Source organism: Bacteroidota bacterium, from assembly GCA_016706865.1.
Taxonomy (GTDB): Bacteria; Bacteroidota; Bacteroidia; order Chitinophagales; family BACL12; genus UBA7236.
This window is the reverse complement of record JADJIS010000002.1, coordinates 601,969-618,290: the sequence shown is the minus strand read 5'-3', so window position 1 is coordinate 618,290 and position 16,322 is coordinate 601,969. Positions and strand designations below refer to the sequence as shown.

The 16,322-nt window shown below is 35.9% G+C and carries 18 protein-coding genes; 6 read left to right on the top strand and 12 right to left on the bottom strand.

All coding sequences use genetic code 11. The features are described 5' to 3' along the window. From IPI31_05735 to IPI31_05720, 4 genes are read right to left on the bottom strand one after another with little or no spacing between them, the layout of a single operon-like run. Nucleotides 1-351 carry a diacylglycerol kinase family protein gene (locus IPI31_05735; GenBank protein ID MBK7567311.1) on the bottom strand — a complete coding sequence of 117 codons (351 nt, stop codon included), beginning with the start codon at nucleotides 349-351 and terminating at the stop codon, nucleotides 1-3. Next, nucleotides 348-1,388 carry an endonuclease/exonuclease/phosphatase family protein gene (locus IPI31_05730; protein ID MBK7567310.1) on the bottom strand — a complete coding sequence of 347 codons (1,041 nt, stop codon included), beginning with the start codon at nucleotides 1,386-1,388 and terminating at the stop codon, nucleotides 348-350. The genes IPI31_05735 and IPI31_05730 overlap by 4 nt, the downstream gene beginning before the upstream one ends. 54 nt (nucleotides 1,389-1,442) lie before the next feature. Then, entirely contained in the window at nucleotides 1,443-1,742 is a 300-nt protein-coding gene (locus IPI31_05725) for a transcriptional regulator (protein ID MBK7567309.1), read from the bottom strand. Then, entirely contained in the window at nucleotides 1,739-2,374 is a 636-nt protein-coding gene (locus IPI31_05720) for a hypothetical protein (GenBank protein MBK7567308.1), read from the bottom strand. The genes IPI31_05725 and IPI31_05720 overlap by 4 nt, the downstream gene beginning before the upstream one ends. Before the next feature lie 184 nt (nucleotides 2,375-2,558). Here IPI31_05720 and IPI31_05715 point away from each other — a divergent pair, with 184 nt between their 5' ends. The 3 genes from IPI31_05715 to IPI31_05705 all read left to right on the top strand — a co-directional run bounded on the left by IPI31_05715 (nucleotide 2,559) and on the right by IPI31_05705 (nucleotide 6,636). Further along, nucleotides 2,559-3,875 carry a T9SS type A sorting domain-containing protein gene (locus tag IPI31_05715; protein MBK7567307.1) on the top strand — a complete coding sequence of 439 codons (1,317 nt, stop codon included), beginning with the start codon at nucleotides 2,559-2,561 and terminating at the stop codon, nucleotides 3,873-3,875. 90 nt (nucleotides 3,876-3,965) lie between these two features. Then, nucleotides 3,966-5,294 carry a T9SS type A sorting domain-containing protein gene (locus tag IPI31_05710; GenBank protein ID MBK7567306.1) on the top strand — a complete coding sequence of 443 codons (1,329 nt, stop codon included), beginning with the start codon at nucleotides 3,966-3,968 and terminating at the stop codon, nucleotides 5,292-5,294. Nucleotide 5,295: 1 nt separating this feature from the next. Next, on the top strand, nucleotides 5,296-6,636 hold the full coding sequence (locus tag IPI31_05705) for a T9SS type A sorting domain-containing protein (GenBank protein MBK7567305.1): 1,341 nt from the start codon (nucleotides 5,296-5,298) through the stop codon (nucleotides 6,634-6,636). Between the two features lie 404 nt (nucleotides 6,637-7,040). On the opposite strand, the gene thiL is transcribed toward IPI31_05705, so the two are convergent. After that, nucleotides 7,041-8,078 (bottom strand): thiamine-phosphate kinase, encoded by a 1,038-nt coding sequence (thiL, locus tag IPI31_05700; GenBank protein MBK7567304.1) that lies wholly within the window; start codon nucleotides 8,076-8,078, stop codon nucleotides 7,041-7,043. 128 nt (nucleotides 8,079-8,206) lie between these two features. Here thiL and IPI31_05695 point away from each other — a divergent pair, with 128 nt between their 5' ends. Both IPI31_05695 and IPI31_05690 read left to right on the top strand, forming a co-directional pair. Further along, on the top strand, nucleotides 8,207-9,862 hold the full coding sequence (locus IPI31_05695; GenBank protein ID MBK7567303.1) for an AMP-binding protein: 1,656 nt from the start codon (nucleotides 8,207-8,209) through the stop codon (nucleotides 9,860-9,862). A 52-nt stretch (nucleotides 9,863-9,914) separates the two neighbouring features. Next, nucleotides 9,915-10,310: a hypothetical protein gene (locus tag IPI31_05690; protein MBK7567302.1), complete on the top strand. Its 396-nt coding sequence runs from the start codon at nucleotides 9,915-9,917 to the stop codon at nucleotides 10,308-10,310. 18 nt (nucleotides 10,311-10,328) lie between these two features. Here the strand turns inward: IPI31_05690 and IPI31_05685 are convergent, their stop codons facing one another. From IPI31_05685 to IPI31_05675, 3 genes are all read right to left on the bottom strand, one after another. Continuing rightward, nucleotides 10,329-11,027 carry a ComF family protein gene (locus tag IPI31_05685; protein ID MBK7567301.1) on the bottom strand — a complete coding sequence of 233 codons (699 nt, stop codon included), beginning with the start codon at nucleotides 11,025-11,027 and terminating at the stop codon, nucleotides 10,329-10,331. Between the two features lie 282 nt (nucleotides 11,028-11,309). Then, the gene (locus IPI31_05680) at nucleotides 11,310-12,188 is read right to left on the bottom strand and encodes an ABC transporter ATP-binding protein (protein ID MBK7567300.1); all 879 of its coding nucleotides are present in this window, start codon (nucleotides 12,186-12,188) and stop codon (nucleotides 11,310-11,312) included. 15 nt (nucleotides 12,189-12,203) lie between these two features. Then, nucleotides 12,204-12,869 carry an ABC transporter permease subunit gene (locus IPI31_05675; protein MBK7567299.1) on the bottom strand — a complete coding sequence of 222 codons (666 nt, stop codon included), beginning with the start codon at nucleotides 12,867-12,869 and terminating at the stop codon, nucleotides 12,204-12,206. Between the two features lie 187 nt (nucleotides 12,870-13,056). On the opposite strand from IPI31_05675, the gene IPI31_05670 reads away from it, so the two are divergent. Next, nucleotides 13,057-13,602, top strand: a complete 546-nt coding sequence (locus IPI31_05670; protein MBK7567298.1) for a DUF1415 domain-containing protein — start codon at nucleotides 13,057-13,059, stop codon at nucleotides 13,600-13,602. Nucleotides 13,603-13,648: 46 nt separating this feature from the next. Here the strand turns inward: IPI31_05670 and IPI31_05665 are convergent, their stop codons facing one another. From IPI31_05665 to nuoE, 4 genes are read right to left on the bottom strand one after another with little or no spacing between them, the layout of a single operon-like run. Further along, nucleotides 13,649-14,017: a helix-turn-helix domain-containing protein gene (locus IPI31_05665; protein MBK7567297.1), complete on the bottom strand. Its 369-nt coding sequence runs from the start codon at nucleotides 14,015-14,017 to the stop codon at nucleotides 13,649-13,651. Between the two features lie 5 nt (nucleotides 14,018-14,022). Next, the gene (locus tag IPI31_05660; protein MBK7567296.1) at nucleotides 14,023-14,316 is read right to left on the bottom strand and encodes a type II toxin-antitoxin system HigB family toxin; all 294 of its coding nucleotides are present in this window, start codon (nucleotides 14,314-14,316) and stop codon (nucleotides 14,023-14,025) included. A 45-nt stretch (nucleotides 14,317-14,361) separates the two neighbouring features. Further along, nucleotides 14,362-15,708: an NADH-quinone oxidoreductase subunit NuoF gene (gene nuoF, locus IPI31_05655; GenBank protein ID MBK7567295.1), complete on the bottom strand. Its 1,347-nt coding sequence runs from the start codon at nucleotides 15,706-15,708 to the stop codon at nucleotides 14,362-14,364. 34 nt (nucleotides 15,709-15,742) lie between these two features. Next, a complete protein-coding gene (gene nuoE, locus IPI31_05650; GenBank protein ID MBK7567294.1) occupies nucleotides 15,743-16,264 on the bottom strand; it encodes an NADH-quinone oxidoreductase subunit NuoE in 522 nt (173 codons plus the stop codon). Nucleotides 16,265-16,322 lie beyond the last annotated feature (58 nt).

Below are 16,322 nucleotides of genomic sequence, written 5' to 3'. Positions count from 1 at the left end.
TTAAAATATTTTTGGAATAAAAATAATGGCGCCAATAATTATTGCAATTATCACACAAAAAAACACCGCTCCGGCTGCAATATCCTTTACATCGCGAATTCCGGCATGTTTTTCCGGTTGAACAATATCACTCAGTTTTTCGATACCGGTGTTTAATGCTTCTGAGCCTATCACCAATGCAAATGCGATGCATAAAGAGATCCATTCGATATCGGATACCTTAAAATAAAATCCCGCAAAAACAACCAAAAGCATGATGCCTAGGTGCACTTTTGCATGTCGTTCTTTGGCGAAAAAAATGACCAATCCGCGAATTGCATCACCGAAACTTTTTATTTCTTTCCTGATCATGATCTACCTTTAATTTTATTAGATAAGGTATCTGTATTTTTCTTCGGTTCTTTAAAAGTATAATATCCCATTATTCCCAAGTGATTGGAAGAAGTTTGTTCCAGTGTATTAAACTTTTCGCAAAATAATTGTTGCGAATGGAATATATAATCGATGGGTATTTGAACCGGCGATTGTGCAGGATAAGTGGCAGAAAGATCTTTTCTGCTGTCTTTTAAATTAGTTTCCTTTAATAAACTTTCTATCTGATTGCTCCAGGGAGCGGAATTCATATCGCCCATTAAAATGAGCGGACCATTAATTTTATTTGCATACTCGGTTATAAATTTAAATTGTTTGATCTGCTTTTGAAAATCTTTTTCATTTGTAGGAGTGCTGGTTGTTGCGGAGATAAAATTAAATTCATTACCCTTTATATTAATTCTTCCCACCAACATTGGAAATTCATGTGCAATAATTACTTGTCCGCTGTCGATCGGATATTTTGAATACAACGCAAGTCCAAATCCTTTAATACTAAGGTCACTTAAACAGTAAGGATATTTTGTTCGCATTAAAGTATCTATAACCTGCAGCGAATTTTCTTTTAATTCCTGCATAGATACAATGTCGGCATTCGAATTTAGTGCGGCCTCTGCAACGGAGGTAATACGTTTGTTATTTTCTTTCACATTAAAATGCAAAACAGAAAAGTCAGATTCCGAAACCTGATTGTTTTCCAGATTTTCTTCCAAAGGAGTTTTTTCTGCCGTTTTAAAATATGGCCATATTCCGGGAGCCAAAATGAGCAACGCAATTACACCCGAAGAAACAAGAAAGTTATTTCCCCTGATAAAAAATATAGTAATGAATACAACTAAAAAAACTGCATATGGAATCCGAAGAGAATCAAGTGCCGCAATAAACCAGGCAGGTTCAGTTACCAATACTATACTGCCAATAATGAGCACTCCCCCAAGAACAAGTCGCCAGGTATATCTGTCGACAAAACGCCGCAGCAAGGCAAAAAAAGAAGATATTTTTTCGGAGAAACCCATAATATGCAAAGGTATATAAAAGAACTTTGAATTACAAAGTAAGTATGAACATTCTCAAATTCTTTTTCGGAGGAGCTCTTCCAGAGCATTCAGATGGCTTTCAAAGGCCTTTTTTCCCTCCGCGGTCACTTTATAGGTGGTTCTGGGCTTTTTACCTACAAATTCTTTCTTAACCTCCAGAAAGGCCGTTTTTTCCAATGCGGAAATATGACTTGCTAGATTACCATCAGTAAGGTCGAGCAGAGTTTTAAGAGTATTGAACTCCACCCACTCGTTTACAACCAGAATACTCATTATACCGAGCCGTATCCTGTTCTCAAACTCCTTATTTAAATTGGCTATTATTTCTTTCATCTTTCATAGCGGAAATACATCGCCGCTCCATAAACTATATGTAAAATACCAAATCCCAACGACCAGAAAATGAGTGAATAACCAGGTATTGCCATTGCGATCAACCCTAAAATTATTTCGGTAATTCCCAGATACCTGATCTCCTGCAGGGTGAATTTACTTGAATTTAAAAGCGCCAGTCCATAAAAAACCAGAGTAGAAGGTGCAATTAACAAATACAAATCGTAATAAAAGAGAAAAAGGCAAAAAATACCACCTGCTGCGAGCGGAATTATCAAATTTATAAATGTTAACTCCGCAGCTTTGTTCCATACCGGGAGACCCTGAATACGTGCTTTACGCATTGCAAAATAGGTGGCGCTTGCTATTGCCAACACCAACACGATACCGGCATCAAGCAACAAAAACAGAAGGTCTTTAAGCTCTATAGTGGTGATATTGTTCATAGTGTACATCGATGTTTCCAAATTATTATGGATATACCACCATGCCATAACAGCTCCTGCCAGTGCAATTATACCGGCACTCACACCCGATAAACCACTAAGAGAAATAAACCGCGACGACTTTTCCATCATCGACCTGATTTCTTTCAGATCATCTATATAGGTTTCGTTTTGTTTTTCAGACATAATAAAGCGCTTTGATATACAAAGTTAGACCATTATTTTCATTTATTTTAATAGAGGTGAAAACAGGATATTTAGGTCAGGTAGGGCCAAATTCAGCAAGCTATCTTCTCAACCCATTGAAAATCAGTACATTTTCAAATAAATTTTTATATTAAATTTGAACCTCCATAAAAAATACTAAAAAATGCATTTAAACTCCTCTTTTCGGAATATTACAGTAGCGTTTCTACTGCTTTTTTGCAGCAAAATAAACCTTGCACAATTGCAATGTGATAATGATACGTCTTACTTAAAATCTTTAATTGATCTTCAATTCGGAACTTATTTAGGTTTTCAGGGTGGTTTGTATCCCGATGGTTATAATACAATGCCATATCCTCACTTTGCAGCAGGAATGAATATCAGCCGGCAAGTGCTTCCCCTTGATACATTAGGCAATCTGGATCTTTTGGATGGCAAGGCCGGATTAATTTGTTTGGGCGCATCCACTGCGGGAAATGCCTTCAACCATTTTAAATCAGTGGCTGAAGCCGATCCAACGGTAAATCCCTGTTTGCGTTTTGTAAATGCTGCATTAGGTGCCAAAGGGTTGGAGGTTATGCTGGATACCGTTGTTAATTCCTGGTATTGGGATGATAATGTGATGGTAGATATTGAGGATGCAAATATTTCGCGGTACCAGGTTCAGGTAATCTGGATCATGGTAACTTCAAGGGTGGATACTTTAATGTTATGGCCCTATCAACCAAGACAGGTAACAGATAAATTTGAGGCCCTAATGCCTATTCTGCTTGCCAAATTTCCAAATCTCAAACAAGTTTATGCCAGCGGTTTCGGATATGGCGGATATGCAGATCCTACAAAGGAGTTTTACGAAATGATTGTGGAACCAGCATCTTATTGGAACAATTGGAGTATAAAATTTTTAGTGGAACGACAAATAGATGGTGATCCAGACCTTAAGTATACTTCCCCGGATCGCAAATCGCCCTGGATAGGTTGGGGGCCACATATATGGGCAGATGGTATCAGGAAGAATGTTGTGGATGGTTTGTATTGGTATTGTGCCGTTGACTATAAACCTGATGGAGGCGGTTATCACCTTTCCAATGAAGGAAAAGATAAAGCCGGCGAATTAATCTATAATTTCTTTAAAACTTCGACCGTTGCAGCCGATTGGTTTAGATATAACTCAAGATGGGTATCCTGTGATCCGGAGCTCAGAACCTCAGGATTGGATTTGCCACATAAACCGGAAATAAAATTATTCCCAAATCCAAATAACGGTGATGGATATTTGGAGATCAATGAAATTTCACCGGGTGAACTATACATACGAATAGTTAATGCCTTAGGTGAAGTTGTTTTTCAGAGGTTAAACCTGGTTACCGAAAATTATTATTTACAAGAATTACAACTTAAAGGTCTTCCAGCGGGTATGTATAACCTTATAATAAACTCCGATAATAGAGAAAATTCACTGTCATTCATAATTCAATAAAAAAATGATCTCTTCTCAATTTATCTTTAACTATGTGAAATTTTTCGAATGCATTATCTTTGACAAGTAATTAACTTTAAAAAAAAAACCATGAGAAAAATAATCTCTTTTATTTTCATTTTAATTTGCTTATCAGCTTCAAACAAAATAGCAGCTCAGCTAAATTGCGCGAACGATTCAACAGGTTTGATCCCGATTCAGGATCTTGGAACAGGTTTTTATTTAGGAACTTATCAGGGTGGAATGTATCCCGGCGGTTCGAATGTTCCACCTACCGGTCATTTAAAAAAAGGACTTAGTATCGTTAAGAAATTAAAACCATTAGATACTTTAGGACTTGTTAATTACGAAACCGGCAAGGTGGTACTTGCAGGATTCGGAGCCTCAACAGTTGGTGGGCCATTTAACCACATGATTCAACTTGTAAATGACGATATCACACTTAATCCATGTTTACAGATCGTAAACGCAGCAAATGGTTCTGATGGTTTGGAGTCATTAACTGTCGAGAATTCTGATTATTGGGAATATATCAGAATCTATAAACTTGCTGCTAAGGGTTTAAGACCAAATCAAGTTCAGGTTGCCTGGTTGATGCACAGTTCAAGAATTGATTCCAATTCGGCTGATACGGGTCCATATATCGATTCACTCGTAATGCGCCTTAAAATTGCCTTACAGTCAATGCAGGTAATGTATCCTAATCTTAAGGTAGTATTCCTCAGTGGATTCCCTTATGGTGGTTATGCCGATCCAATGAAAGTATTGTATCATGTAATTGCAGAACCTGCAAGTTATAACCACAATTTTGCTACCAAACAGGTAATAAAAGATCAAATAGCAGGTGATCCATCACTACGATATTTAGAACCGGGTAAAGTTGCTCCATTTTTAGCATGGGGTCCACCTTTATGGGCTGATGGTGAAATTCCAAATGAATACTCAGGATTATCATGGAATTGTGAAACTGAATTTGCTATTGATGGCGGCGGCTACCATATGACGAATCTTGGAAAAGATAAAGTGGGAGAAATTTTAATCGACTTTTTCAAAACAGATACACTCGGAAAAAGTTGGTATTTAAACGGACCAAAATGGGCTGCATGTGGTCCGGGTAGAAATGCCGATGGAAGTATTATAACTCCAAAGGATTTAATTATTGATAAAGATGCCGTTACTATTTATCCAAATCCTTCGTCCGGCGAATTTTATGTTGATTTTGAAGAAGTTTTAACTTCAGGTATTAATATAAAGGTGTTGAACAATATTGGTCAGGTAGTTTATTTTGATAATTATCATTCTGCTACTCCTTATTCCGGATATCAATTTGATCTTTCAGGAAAACCAAATGGAATTTATTATTTTGAAGTTGTGATAAACGATCAAATATTTACACAACCTGTTATTTTGAATAAATAAAATGAATAAAACAGGACAAAAACCTGTGCTAAAATATCAATCGTTAAAAAGGATAAGTGTTATCGCATTTATCCTTTTTAATTTTACGGTTTCTGCACAAATTAACTGTGAAAATGATACTACTTTGCTAAAGCCTTTAGTTGATCTGCAAAGCGATTTTTATTTGGGTTATCAGGGTGGTTTATATCCGGGTGGATTTAATGAAATGCCCGCATCACATGCTGATTCCGGAATTGCAATTGCACAATCGTTGATCCCAATTAATTTTGATGGAGAAGAGGATACCATTTATGGAAAAACGGTTATGCTTGGGTTGGGTTCTGTATCTGCGGGAAAATCTTTTAATAAATTTATAACACAATATAATGATGCAGGTTATGTTGATTCCTGTGTACGCATTATTAATGGTTGTATCGATGCTTTTGGTTTAGAACAGATGATAGATGAAGATGCAGATGATACATATTGGAAAGATATAAATGTTTTTTTACAGACTGCTGATCTGAAAAAAAAACAGGTGCGTGTAGTTTGGGTGATGACAACCTCCTTTGAAGACAGCATAATTACTATGCCCGCATATATTGATTCTCTTACTGATAAATATATTGATCTGATTAGAGAATTAAAAGAACAATTCAGTAATCTCAAATTAATTTATTTATCGGGATTACAATATGGAGGATACGTTGATCTTTCTGCGGATCATATTAATGCATTTGCTGAACCAGCTCCTTATTACAACGATTTTGCAATTAAAGCTGCAATTACTGCACAAATAACCGGCGATACACTTTTAAATTATTCCGGTGTGGATGCTCCTGCTGCTTGGGTTGCATGGGGACCAAACTTTTGGGCCGATGGAAGAAATCTGAGAGATTATGATGAGCTGAGATGGTTATGCCCGGGCGATTATGATGTAAGTAATAACGGAATTATTTTAGCCGGAACAGGAACTCAAAAAGTAGCAGACAGATTGTTTGAATTTTTTACAACAGATGCAACCACAACTCCCTGGATATTTGGATTGCCATACGATTGTTTTACCGAAGTTGATATTGAAGATTCTGTAATTGCTGAGATACCACATGATGAGGTTGTTTACATCACACAAAATCCTGTAAAAGGGGTAATTAAATTTATTATCGATCTGGAAACAAATGAAAAGGCTTCGGTATTTATTTTTAATGCACTAGGGCAACAAGTTGTGGAAGGAACTTTATCCAAAATTGAACCGGAAAAAATTTTCGACATAAAACTTACCGATCATCCGAGTGGGGTGTATTTTCTTTCTGTGTTTGTTGGGGGGAAGGTGTATAATTTGCCGTTTTATTTGAGCCCTTGAAAAGAGTAATGAGTTATGAGTAATGAGTTTTCTCCGATCAAAAGTGAGGCTCCCACTTTTTCAGTGGGGGTCTCACTGGAATGGTGAGTAGTGAGTGGTGAGATTGATTCTCGTGAGCCGAATGAGTTTACTCCTGACTAATGACTATTGACAATCGTGAGGCGTGAATCGTGAGGCGTGAATCCGATACTCGATTGCCGGATGCATTTACTCCTGACTAATGACTATTGACAATCGTGAATCGGAGTCCGGCATACTGCGGAATTAAAATAGAATATTTAATTATTATTGATCGTAAATGTTAAATGGGACGCACTCATTACTCATTACTCATAACTCCTTTCCGTGAAGTGTAAATCCGCCTTTTGAAAGCCGCATATTTTTACTCCTCACTGCCAACCACTTCAACTAAAACTATCCCACCCCTGCGCCTTTAGCTTAAATAAATTATCATTTTTAGTTTTAATAAAAGTTCCGTTTTGTTTTGGGACAATTTTTCCGATAATGGAAATATTATTATTTGAGGCAATTTTTTCGGCGTCTTTTGCATTTATGGTAAATAATAATTCATAATCCTCTCCGCCATTTAATGCACAGATGGTTGGGTCGAGATTAAATTTTGATGCTTGTTCTATTGATTCATCAGACATGGGGATCTGATTTTCATAAATAATTGCACCACAATCACTTTTATCGCAAATATGTAATATTTCAGAGGATAAACCATCTGATACATCTATCATTGCCGTTGGCGTTATATCATTTTCCTTAAAGTATTGAATAATATCTTTTCGTGCTTCGGGTTTTAAAAATTTACCGATTAGATGTTTTTTATTTTCAAGATCTGGTTGGATATTCGGATTTTCGAGGTATATTTTTTTCTCCCTTTCCAACATTTGTAATCCTAAATATGCAGCACCGAGGTCTCCGCTCACGCAAATAAGATCTTCTTCTTTTGCACCACTTCTATAAACAATTTCTCCCTCATTAGCATCTCCTATTGCGGTAACTGAAATAATTAATCCTTTAATACTTGTTGTTGTATCGCCACCAACAAGATCAACTCCATAATATTCGCAGGCATGGAAAATTCCTTCGTATAATTCTTCCAAAGCCTCTACTGAAAATCTGTTAGAAATTGCAATAGAAACCGTAACCTGATTTGGTGTTGCGTTCATTGCATAAATATCACTAACATTTACGGCTATGCATTTATATCCGAGATGTAAAAGTGGAGTGTACATCATATCAAAATGCACTCCTTCTACCAACATATCGGTAGTAACCACGGTTAATTTTCCTGCATTGTCAATTATTGCTGCATCATCACCAATTCCCTTTACGGTGGAAATATTATTTATCTCAAAATTTTTGGTCAGGTGATCTATAAGTTTAAATTCGCCTAAGCTGGATATTTCGGTTCTGTCTTTTTGTTCGTCCATAATAAAAAGGTCGGTTTAAGCCGATCTGCCATGCAAAATTGCATAAAGATTTAACAAAATGTTATTCTTCGTATTATCTTAGTGTTTTGAGGCCGGTTTGGCACCACAGCAAAAGCAAACGACGAAGTATGAAAGCAGACATGAAGATAAATGCCCCATTGGAAACCTTTTATAAATGGGAAAAAGCACAGCCTGAAAAATTATACCTCCGTCAACCCATTAATGGTGTTTGGCACAACTACACCTGGGCTCTATGCGGCGATCAGATCAGAAGAATGGCTTCCTACTTAAAATCGCTGAATTACGAACCCGGAACCCGTATCGCAATTCTTTCAAAAAATTGTGTGCATTGGATGCTCAGCGATTATGCGATCTGGATGGCAGGATATGTGTCGGTTCCGATGTATCCTAATATGTCGCCCAACACTGTTAAACAGATATTATTGCACAGTGAAAGTAAATTGTTGTTTGTAGGGAAACTCGATGACTGGGCCTATTTAAAACTGGGAATACCAGAAAATTTGCCTTGTATTGCATATCCATTTTATGGAATCACCGAGTTTAAAAATTGGGATGATATTATAGCCTCCCAGGTGCCTGTTTCTGATAATCCAACATATCCGATTGAAAACCTATGTTCCATTATGTACACCAGTGGCACCACCGGAGTTCCAAAAGGTGTAATGCATTCATTTTACAATTTTGCATTTGCTGCAGAAAATGCATTTCCAACTTTAGGAGTGGATAATACCGCTTCCTTCTTTTCCTATTTGCCCATGTGTCATATTGCGGAGCGATTATTAATTGAGATCGGTAGTTTATATACGGGAGGTCAGGTTTCTTTTGCCGAAAGTTTAGAAACCTTCCCCAAAAATTTACAGGAAACCTCCCCTACTCTTTTTTTAGCAGTTCCGAGAATTTGGGCTAAGTTTCAGGAAAAGATACTCGATAAAATGCCACAGAAAAAACTGGATCTCTATTTGAAAATACCGATTTTAAAAAATATTGTAAAAAAGAAAATCAAAGCTGCCCTCGGACTTACAAAAGCTGACCAATGTTTTTCCGGTGCGGCACCAATTCCGGTAGATCTTATTAATTGGTTCTGGAAATTGGATATTAAAATTCAACAAGCTTATGCAATGACGGAAGATTGTTGTTATAGTCACACCAATTTGAAAGATAAAAACAAGATCGGCACGGTAGGATTGCGTTTTCCGGGTGTTGATATTAAATTCAGTGAACAGGGAGAAATTTTAATAAAACATGCAGGCTTAATGTTGGGTTATTATAAAGAGGATCAATTATCAAAAGAAGCATTTAACGAAGACGGTTATTTTAAAACAGGTGATAAAGGTGCAGTGGATAATGAAGGATTTTTAACTATAACCGGAAGAGTAAAAGAATTGTTTAAAACAAGTAAAGGCAAGTATGTTGCACCAATGCCTATAGAGATGAAGTTTTCTTCCAATACCGATATTGGTCAGGCACTGGTAGTAGGATATGCTTTGCCACAGCCAATTGTTTTAGTTACACTTTCAGAACTTGGCAGAAAAAAAACGAAAGAGGAAATTGAAAAAAGTTTATTGAATTCTATGCGAGAGATCAACAATACTTTAGATTCATTTGAAAAAATTGAAAAGGTTGTGGTGATAAAAGAGGAATGGACAATTTTGAACGACCTTTTAACGCCTTCCATGAAAATTAAACGCAATGAAGTAGAAAAGTTATTTCAGACTGATTATGAAAAATGGTTTGAAATAAAAACGGATGTAATATGGCAATAATATTTCCCTTAGAATAATACAAAAGTTTAAATTCACCTTTAAATTTAAATGTATGCAATTTTTTTACAAATTATTTCTACAGGAAAAACAACCCACTACTTTTAAAGAAATTATTTATTGGTGGGGCGAACGCCGTTTGGCATTTAATCTTGTGATCGGGACTTCAGGATTATTGAGTATATTCATTTGCTGGATAGCCGGATTTGAAATAGACATCATCAAGTTGTGTATCATTGCCTTTACATACGGCATTGCTGCAAATATTATTTATACAAGTAGTTGGATAGCGGAATATTTACTTCGCAAGGCAAATAATTTTGATACACAGATAAAATATATCGGACCTGTATTTTTTGCAATGGGTTTGGCGATCTCCATTTTGCTCACTTTTTTTGGGGGACTGTTAGTAGGATATCTCGGATTTTTCGGATACAGCGGGATAGATTGAACTTGGTTATATCAGCTACTACATTTCAGCGTGCGCTATTGCCGCAATACTCACTTTAACTCCTTCAATATTGGTGAGAGATACTGCGCATGACTCCAAGGTTGAACCTGTTGTAATAACATCGTCAACAATTAAAATATGTTTATTTCGAATAAGCTCAATATCTCCGGGTTCGAAAATTGATCTTACATTTTCCCAACGTTCGAGTCGCGACTTTTTTGTTTGGGTATCGGTATAAATATTTCGCTGTAAAATTTCAGGATTAAAAGGGATAGATAAAACTTCGCTTAATCCTTCGCCAATAACGGCACTTTGATTATATCCGCGTTTTTTTTCCTTATCCTTATGCAAAGGAACGGCAGTAATACAATCAACATCCGGAAATAAATGAAATTGTTTTATCTGGTATCCCAATAAATTACCCAAACGCAAACCAACATCTTTTCTACCCTTGTATTTTAAGGCGTGCATTAAATGCTGAATGCGACCTGATTTATGAAAATGGTATAACGCCATCGCCCTTTCCACAGGAACCTTCCCCCAAAACTTTTTTGCAATTGGATTATCAGCGTATTCCGCATGGTCGGTTTTGGGCAAACTGATCTGGCATTTAATACAAATTATTTTTTCATTTTTATTGAGCGGCGCACTACAGGCTAGACATAAGTTGGGATAAATAACGTCGCACATTTCGTTAAACATTTTTAAGGGAAACATATGGAGAGATTATTTGGTTACATAAACGATTGTTTTGAAGAAGTTATAAACCAAAGAATGGTTTAACAAACAGGAGGAGAAAAAAAAAGTAAAAATTTAATTTCTTTATCGATACATAGAGTCTGACTAATTTTTTGTTTTTTAAGGAAATAAACATCCTAAAAATAATATCTAAATCCTTATTTCCAAATAAATTCGCGAAAATTTATCCGTGTGAAAATAATACACGGGTAGAAGTTGATCTACATTATAAAATCCTGAAATAAAATTAATTCAAAAATCTTATTGTATCTTATCTCCTGCAAGTACAGGAAAAAGTTTTTCCATAGATTCAACAAATTCATGAAAGGCTTTATCTTGTCTGATGTCAGGTCGCCATGCAAGGCCGAGTTCCACAAGATTATAAAAATGTTGAATACTCGCTCCACCGCTGAGTTCTCCTTTATTATCGCGGTTTTTACCCATCAGCCAAATACTATCCGAAATTGCTGCAGCGGAAATTATATCATGGGTTACTACAATAATGGTGATATATTCGTCGGAAGCTGCAAGTTCAATTATGCTGTTACACACTTCAGCCTTTGCTTTTGGATCGAGTCCTGAGAATGGCTCATCCATTAATAATATGCTCGTACTGCATAATAATTGTTGGGCAATGGCAACGCGCTGACGTTGCCCACCTGATAATTGCACCGGATATTTTCTCGCATGCTCACGCAAACCGAATTTATCCAGATAGGAAAGAATTTTTGTTTCTATTTCTTTTCCTTTTATTCCCCCTTGTTTTGCACCTAAATGTAAATTATCATATACACTTAAATGTTCGAACAACGGATAATTTTGATATACAACTCCGATTGTTCCTGCTCTGTTTGGCATTAAATATTTTTCGGGATCAGGTTCAGTTTCGATGAGTTTTTCATTTGCTACGAATACCTGGCCGGAATCGGGTTTAATTACTCCGGAAATAATTTCAAATAACGTTGTTTTGCCAATACCCGATGGTCCCAAAATAGAACATATTTGCCCTTGCACCTGACCTGGTCTGCGAACATCATAAATTTCACCATTAATATTTTTTAATACCGTATTTAAACCAAAAGATTTAGAAACATCTTTAATACGAAGTATTGTTTTTTGTATCACTCTATTTTCGAACATATATTTAGATAGATATTATTTTTTATTCAATTTCATGTATGCATATGGAAATAATTTCCTGCTGATAACACCAATTAAAACGTGTATAAGAATACCCATTAAAAGAATGGCAAATTGAATGGCAAATACTCCATTAAAATTTCCTGCAAATCTGTTTTGATCCACCAATAAAGCTCCAATGCCCCCGTTTTCTCTGTTTGCACTTTCCACCATCGTTATCATCATCCATGCAATGGCAAAATTTTGACGAAGTATTTCCAATGCTCTGTGTAACATTCCTCTTATTACAACATGATATAAGGCTTGCCAGTTACTCATACGCAAGGTTCGGGCATAACTATATTTTTGCCATTCCATGGAATCCACTTCACTCGCCATTCCTGTTACAAAATAGGGTAATATTCCAAATATCAATAAAGAGGTTTTATATTCTTCCGCTGTGTTTGTATATAATAATTCAAAATCGTTGCTCAATAAATTTTGATGGATGGCATTAATAAGATCTATAGATGTCCAACCCGTTTTTGCCACTATTTCAGGTTTGTCGAATTCGAGCTTTTTTTGCTGAAGAAATTTTACTGTTTGTTCCGGAAATCTTTCCTCTGTTTTAACAGATTGGCCTATGGTATATGAATCGCCCAAACAAAGTATTGTTTTATCTTTTGCCGGATTCGTATTCATTTGCAATAATATATAAAGCAGAAGAAATTGCATTGATATATATACGATTAAAAAATGTGATCAGCTTTATTTCTTTAGTTTTTTTTGGGTATTTTTGTATTGAAACCATGGAGGTTCAAAATAGAGTTGTGTATTTAACTTTTAATTTTTTCTATTTAATTATTTCGAAAGCACTCACAAAAAAATAATTTTGACCGACGAATTGATCATTCAACAAACGCAAAACTGGATCAAAGAAGTTGTGATAGGATGCAATTTTTGTCCTTTTGCCGCTAAAGCGATGTTGAAACATAATATTCGATATACAGTACTTACATCCGTAAATATTCAGGAAAGTTTGGAACAAGTTGCAAAAGAAATGTTATTACTGGATGATGAACCGGAAAGCGAAACGAGTTTTATTATTTTCGCAAACAATTTCACAAGTTTTAGTGAATATTTATTGCTGGTAGATAAAGCCGAACAATTACTATCGAAAACAGGATACGACGGCATTTATCAATTGGCAAGTTTTCATCCCGATTATTGTTTTGCCGGATCAGATGAAAATGACCCTGCCAACTATACAAATCGTTCCATTTTCCCTATGTTGCATTTATTGCGGGAGGAAAGCATCACCGCTGCGTTGGAGAATTTTCCATCCCCCGAAAAAATTCCTCAGAACAATATTTATTTCGCTGAACAGAAGGGATTGTTGTATATGCAGATGTTGCGGAAAGGGTGTATACGATAAAAAATATTTCACACAGAAAAATTACTGGTGAAAAAGTTATACTAAACTATATATTTAATTTATACTCTTTTAAAAGTGTTTCATAAGAAATATTTAATTTTTCATGCAGATTTCGAATCATATCCAAATTTAATTTTCTTTTTTTATTTAAGATCTCACTGACTCTGGTTTTATGTCCTATTATTTCAGCAAGATCATTTTGGTTCATTCCCTTTTCCAACATTCTTAGTTTGATCACTTCAATTGGGTCCGGAACATCAATTGGAAAATGTAGTTCTTCATAATTATCAATTAATATCCCCAAAACTTCTGCTTCATCTCCATCTTTGGTTCCTGGTTTTGCAAAAAATATTTCCTCCAACCTCTTCAGAGCTTCTTCATAATCCTTTTTTGTTTTAATTGCTTTAATGTTCATGATAATTAAATTTTGTTTGCGTCAATTTTATCATAATCTGCATGTGTGCCGATAAATTTAACAAATACATGTTTTCTCTCTAATTCAACCCAAACTATTAAACGATATTTATTACCTTTTATATTAAAAACAACCCGATTGTTCTTTAAGAGACTTACATTTGAAAATTGATGAATTATTTCATTAAGATTATTCCATTCCGCATTCTTCACCTGATTGAACCAATCAGCTAAAGCAATCTGACTATCAGGATGTGTCTCCCAAAAATCCCTTAATGTACTTCTTGAAAATATTCTCAATTGAGTGTAAATATAGCAAATAGTTACCAAATTGGTAACAAAAATCTAAACAGACTGCATTTTCATCTCCGGTTGATACACATGATCCTCATCCATAACGCGGTTCGGATATTTAACATGGTATTCAAATTCGTGGCGGAAATGGCGAATGGCTGCAGCTACCGGCCAAGCGGCGGCGTCACCTAAAGGACAAATAGTATTTCCTTCAATTTTGCGCTGTATATCCCATAAAAGATCTATGTCTTCCATTTTACCGTGACCATATTCAATATTGTGCAGCACACGTTCCATCCAACCCGTTCCTTCTCGGCAAGGTGAACATTGTCCGCAACTTTCGTGGTGATAAAAACGCGTAAAATTCCAGGTGTTGCGAACGATACATTGTTTTTCATCATAAACAATAAATCCGCCGGAGCCCAACATGGATCCTGTAGCAAATCCTCCTTCACTTAAACTTTCATAGGTCATTAAACGAGGGTTTCCATCACTCATTTTTAATAATAAATGTTTAGGCAAAATTGGCACTGAAGATCCGCCGGGAACACATGCTTTTAATTCGAGATTATTTTTTATTCCCCCACAATATTCATCGCTGTAAATAAATTCTTCCACAGGTAAACCGAGATCAATTTCAAATACTCCGGGTTTATTAATATTACCTGATGCAGAAATCAATTTTGTTCCGGTTGATTTTCCTATTCCGATCTTTGCATATTCATCGCCTCCATCATTAATAATTGGAACAACTGCTGCAATACTCTCTACGTTATTTACAATTGTTGGGCAATTCCATAAACCCGAAATTGCAGGGAACGGAGGTTTAATTCTCGGATTTCCTCTTTTACCTTCCAGCGATTCTATCAATGCGGTTTCTTCTCCGCAGATATATGCTCCTGCTCCCGGGTGAACATATAGATCGAGTGAATACCCTGAACCCAAAATATTATTTCCTAAAAAACCTTTTGCATATGCTTCTGCAATTGCCTTTTCTAAAATGCGCAAAATGAACATATATTCACCGCGTATATAAATGTAACTCGTTCTGCAACCCAATGCATAACTGGAAACTATCATTCCCTCAATTAATAAATGAGGAATTTTTTCCATTAATAATCTGTCTTTAAAAGTTCCCGGTTCACTTTCATCTGCGTTACATAATAAGTATCGAGGTTTATCGGTTGATTTATCCAAAAAACTCCACTTTAATCCTGTTGCAAATCCCGCTCCTCCACGACCACGTAGTCCCGATTTTTTTACTTCCTCGGTAACTTCATCCGGAGTCATTTTTTTTATTGCTTTTTCCAATGACCTGTATCCACCATGCTGAATATAACCATCGATGGTATTAATATTCGGTTTGTCGAGATGTTCTAATAATAATTTTCTGCTCATGGTTTATTTATTACCGATTGAGATATTTAATTTTTCAATTTTGCGTCTCCGCGTTTTTTTCATTTTTTAAACGCTCTAAAATCGTATCGATCTTTTCTTCTGTTAAATGTTCATAATAGGTTTCGCCTATTTGAAACATCGGTGCATATCCGCAGGCACCTAAACATTCCACTGTTTTAATGGTAAACATTTTATCGGGAGTTGTTTCTCCAACTTTGATCCTTAATTTCTTTTCCAGGTAGGAAATCATTTTTTCTGCACCATTCAAACAACATGGTCCTGTTTGGCAAACTTCAATTAAGATCTTTCCAACAGGTTGCATATTATACATGCTGTAAAAAGTTGCTACTTCATACACTTCTATCGGTTGAATATGCAATAAACGCGCAACGTAATCCATCGTTTCAGAGCTCAGCCATCCGCCAAATTCTTTTTGGGCAATATGTAAAATTGGAAGCAAAGCGGATTTTTGTTTATCCTCCGGATAATGACTCAGAATGCGGGAAACTTCCTGCATGGATGTAATGGAGAACTCAGGGTGCTGTAAATCGGTCATAACGATTGCGGTAAAAAAGTCATAAAATGTAGCACAAAATTAAGCAAAACCAGTGAGA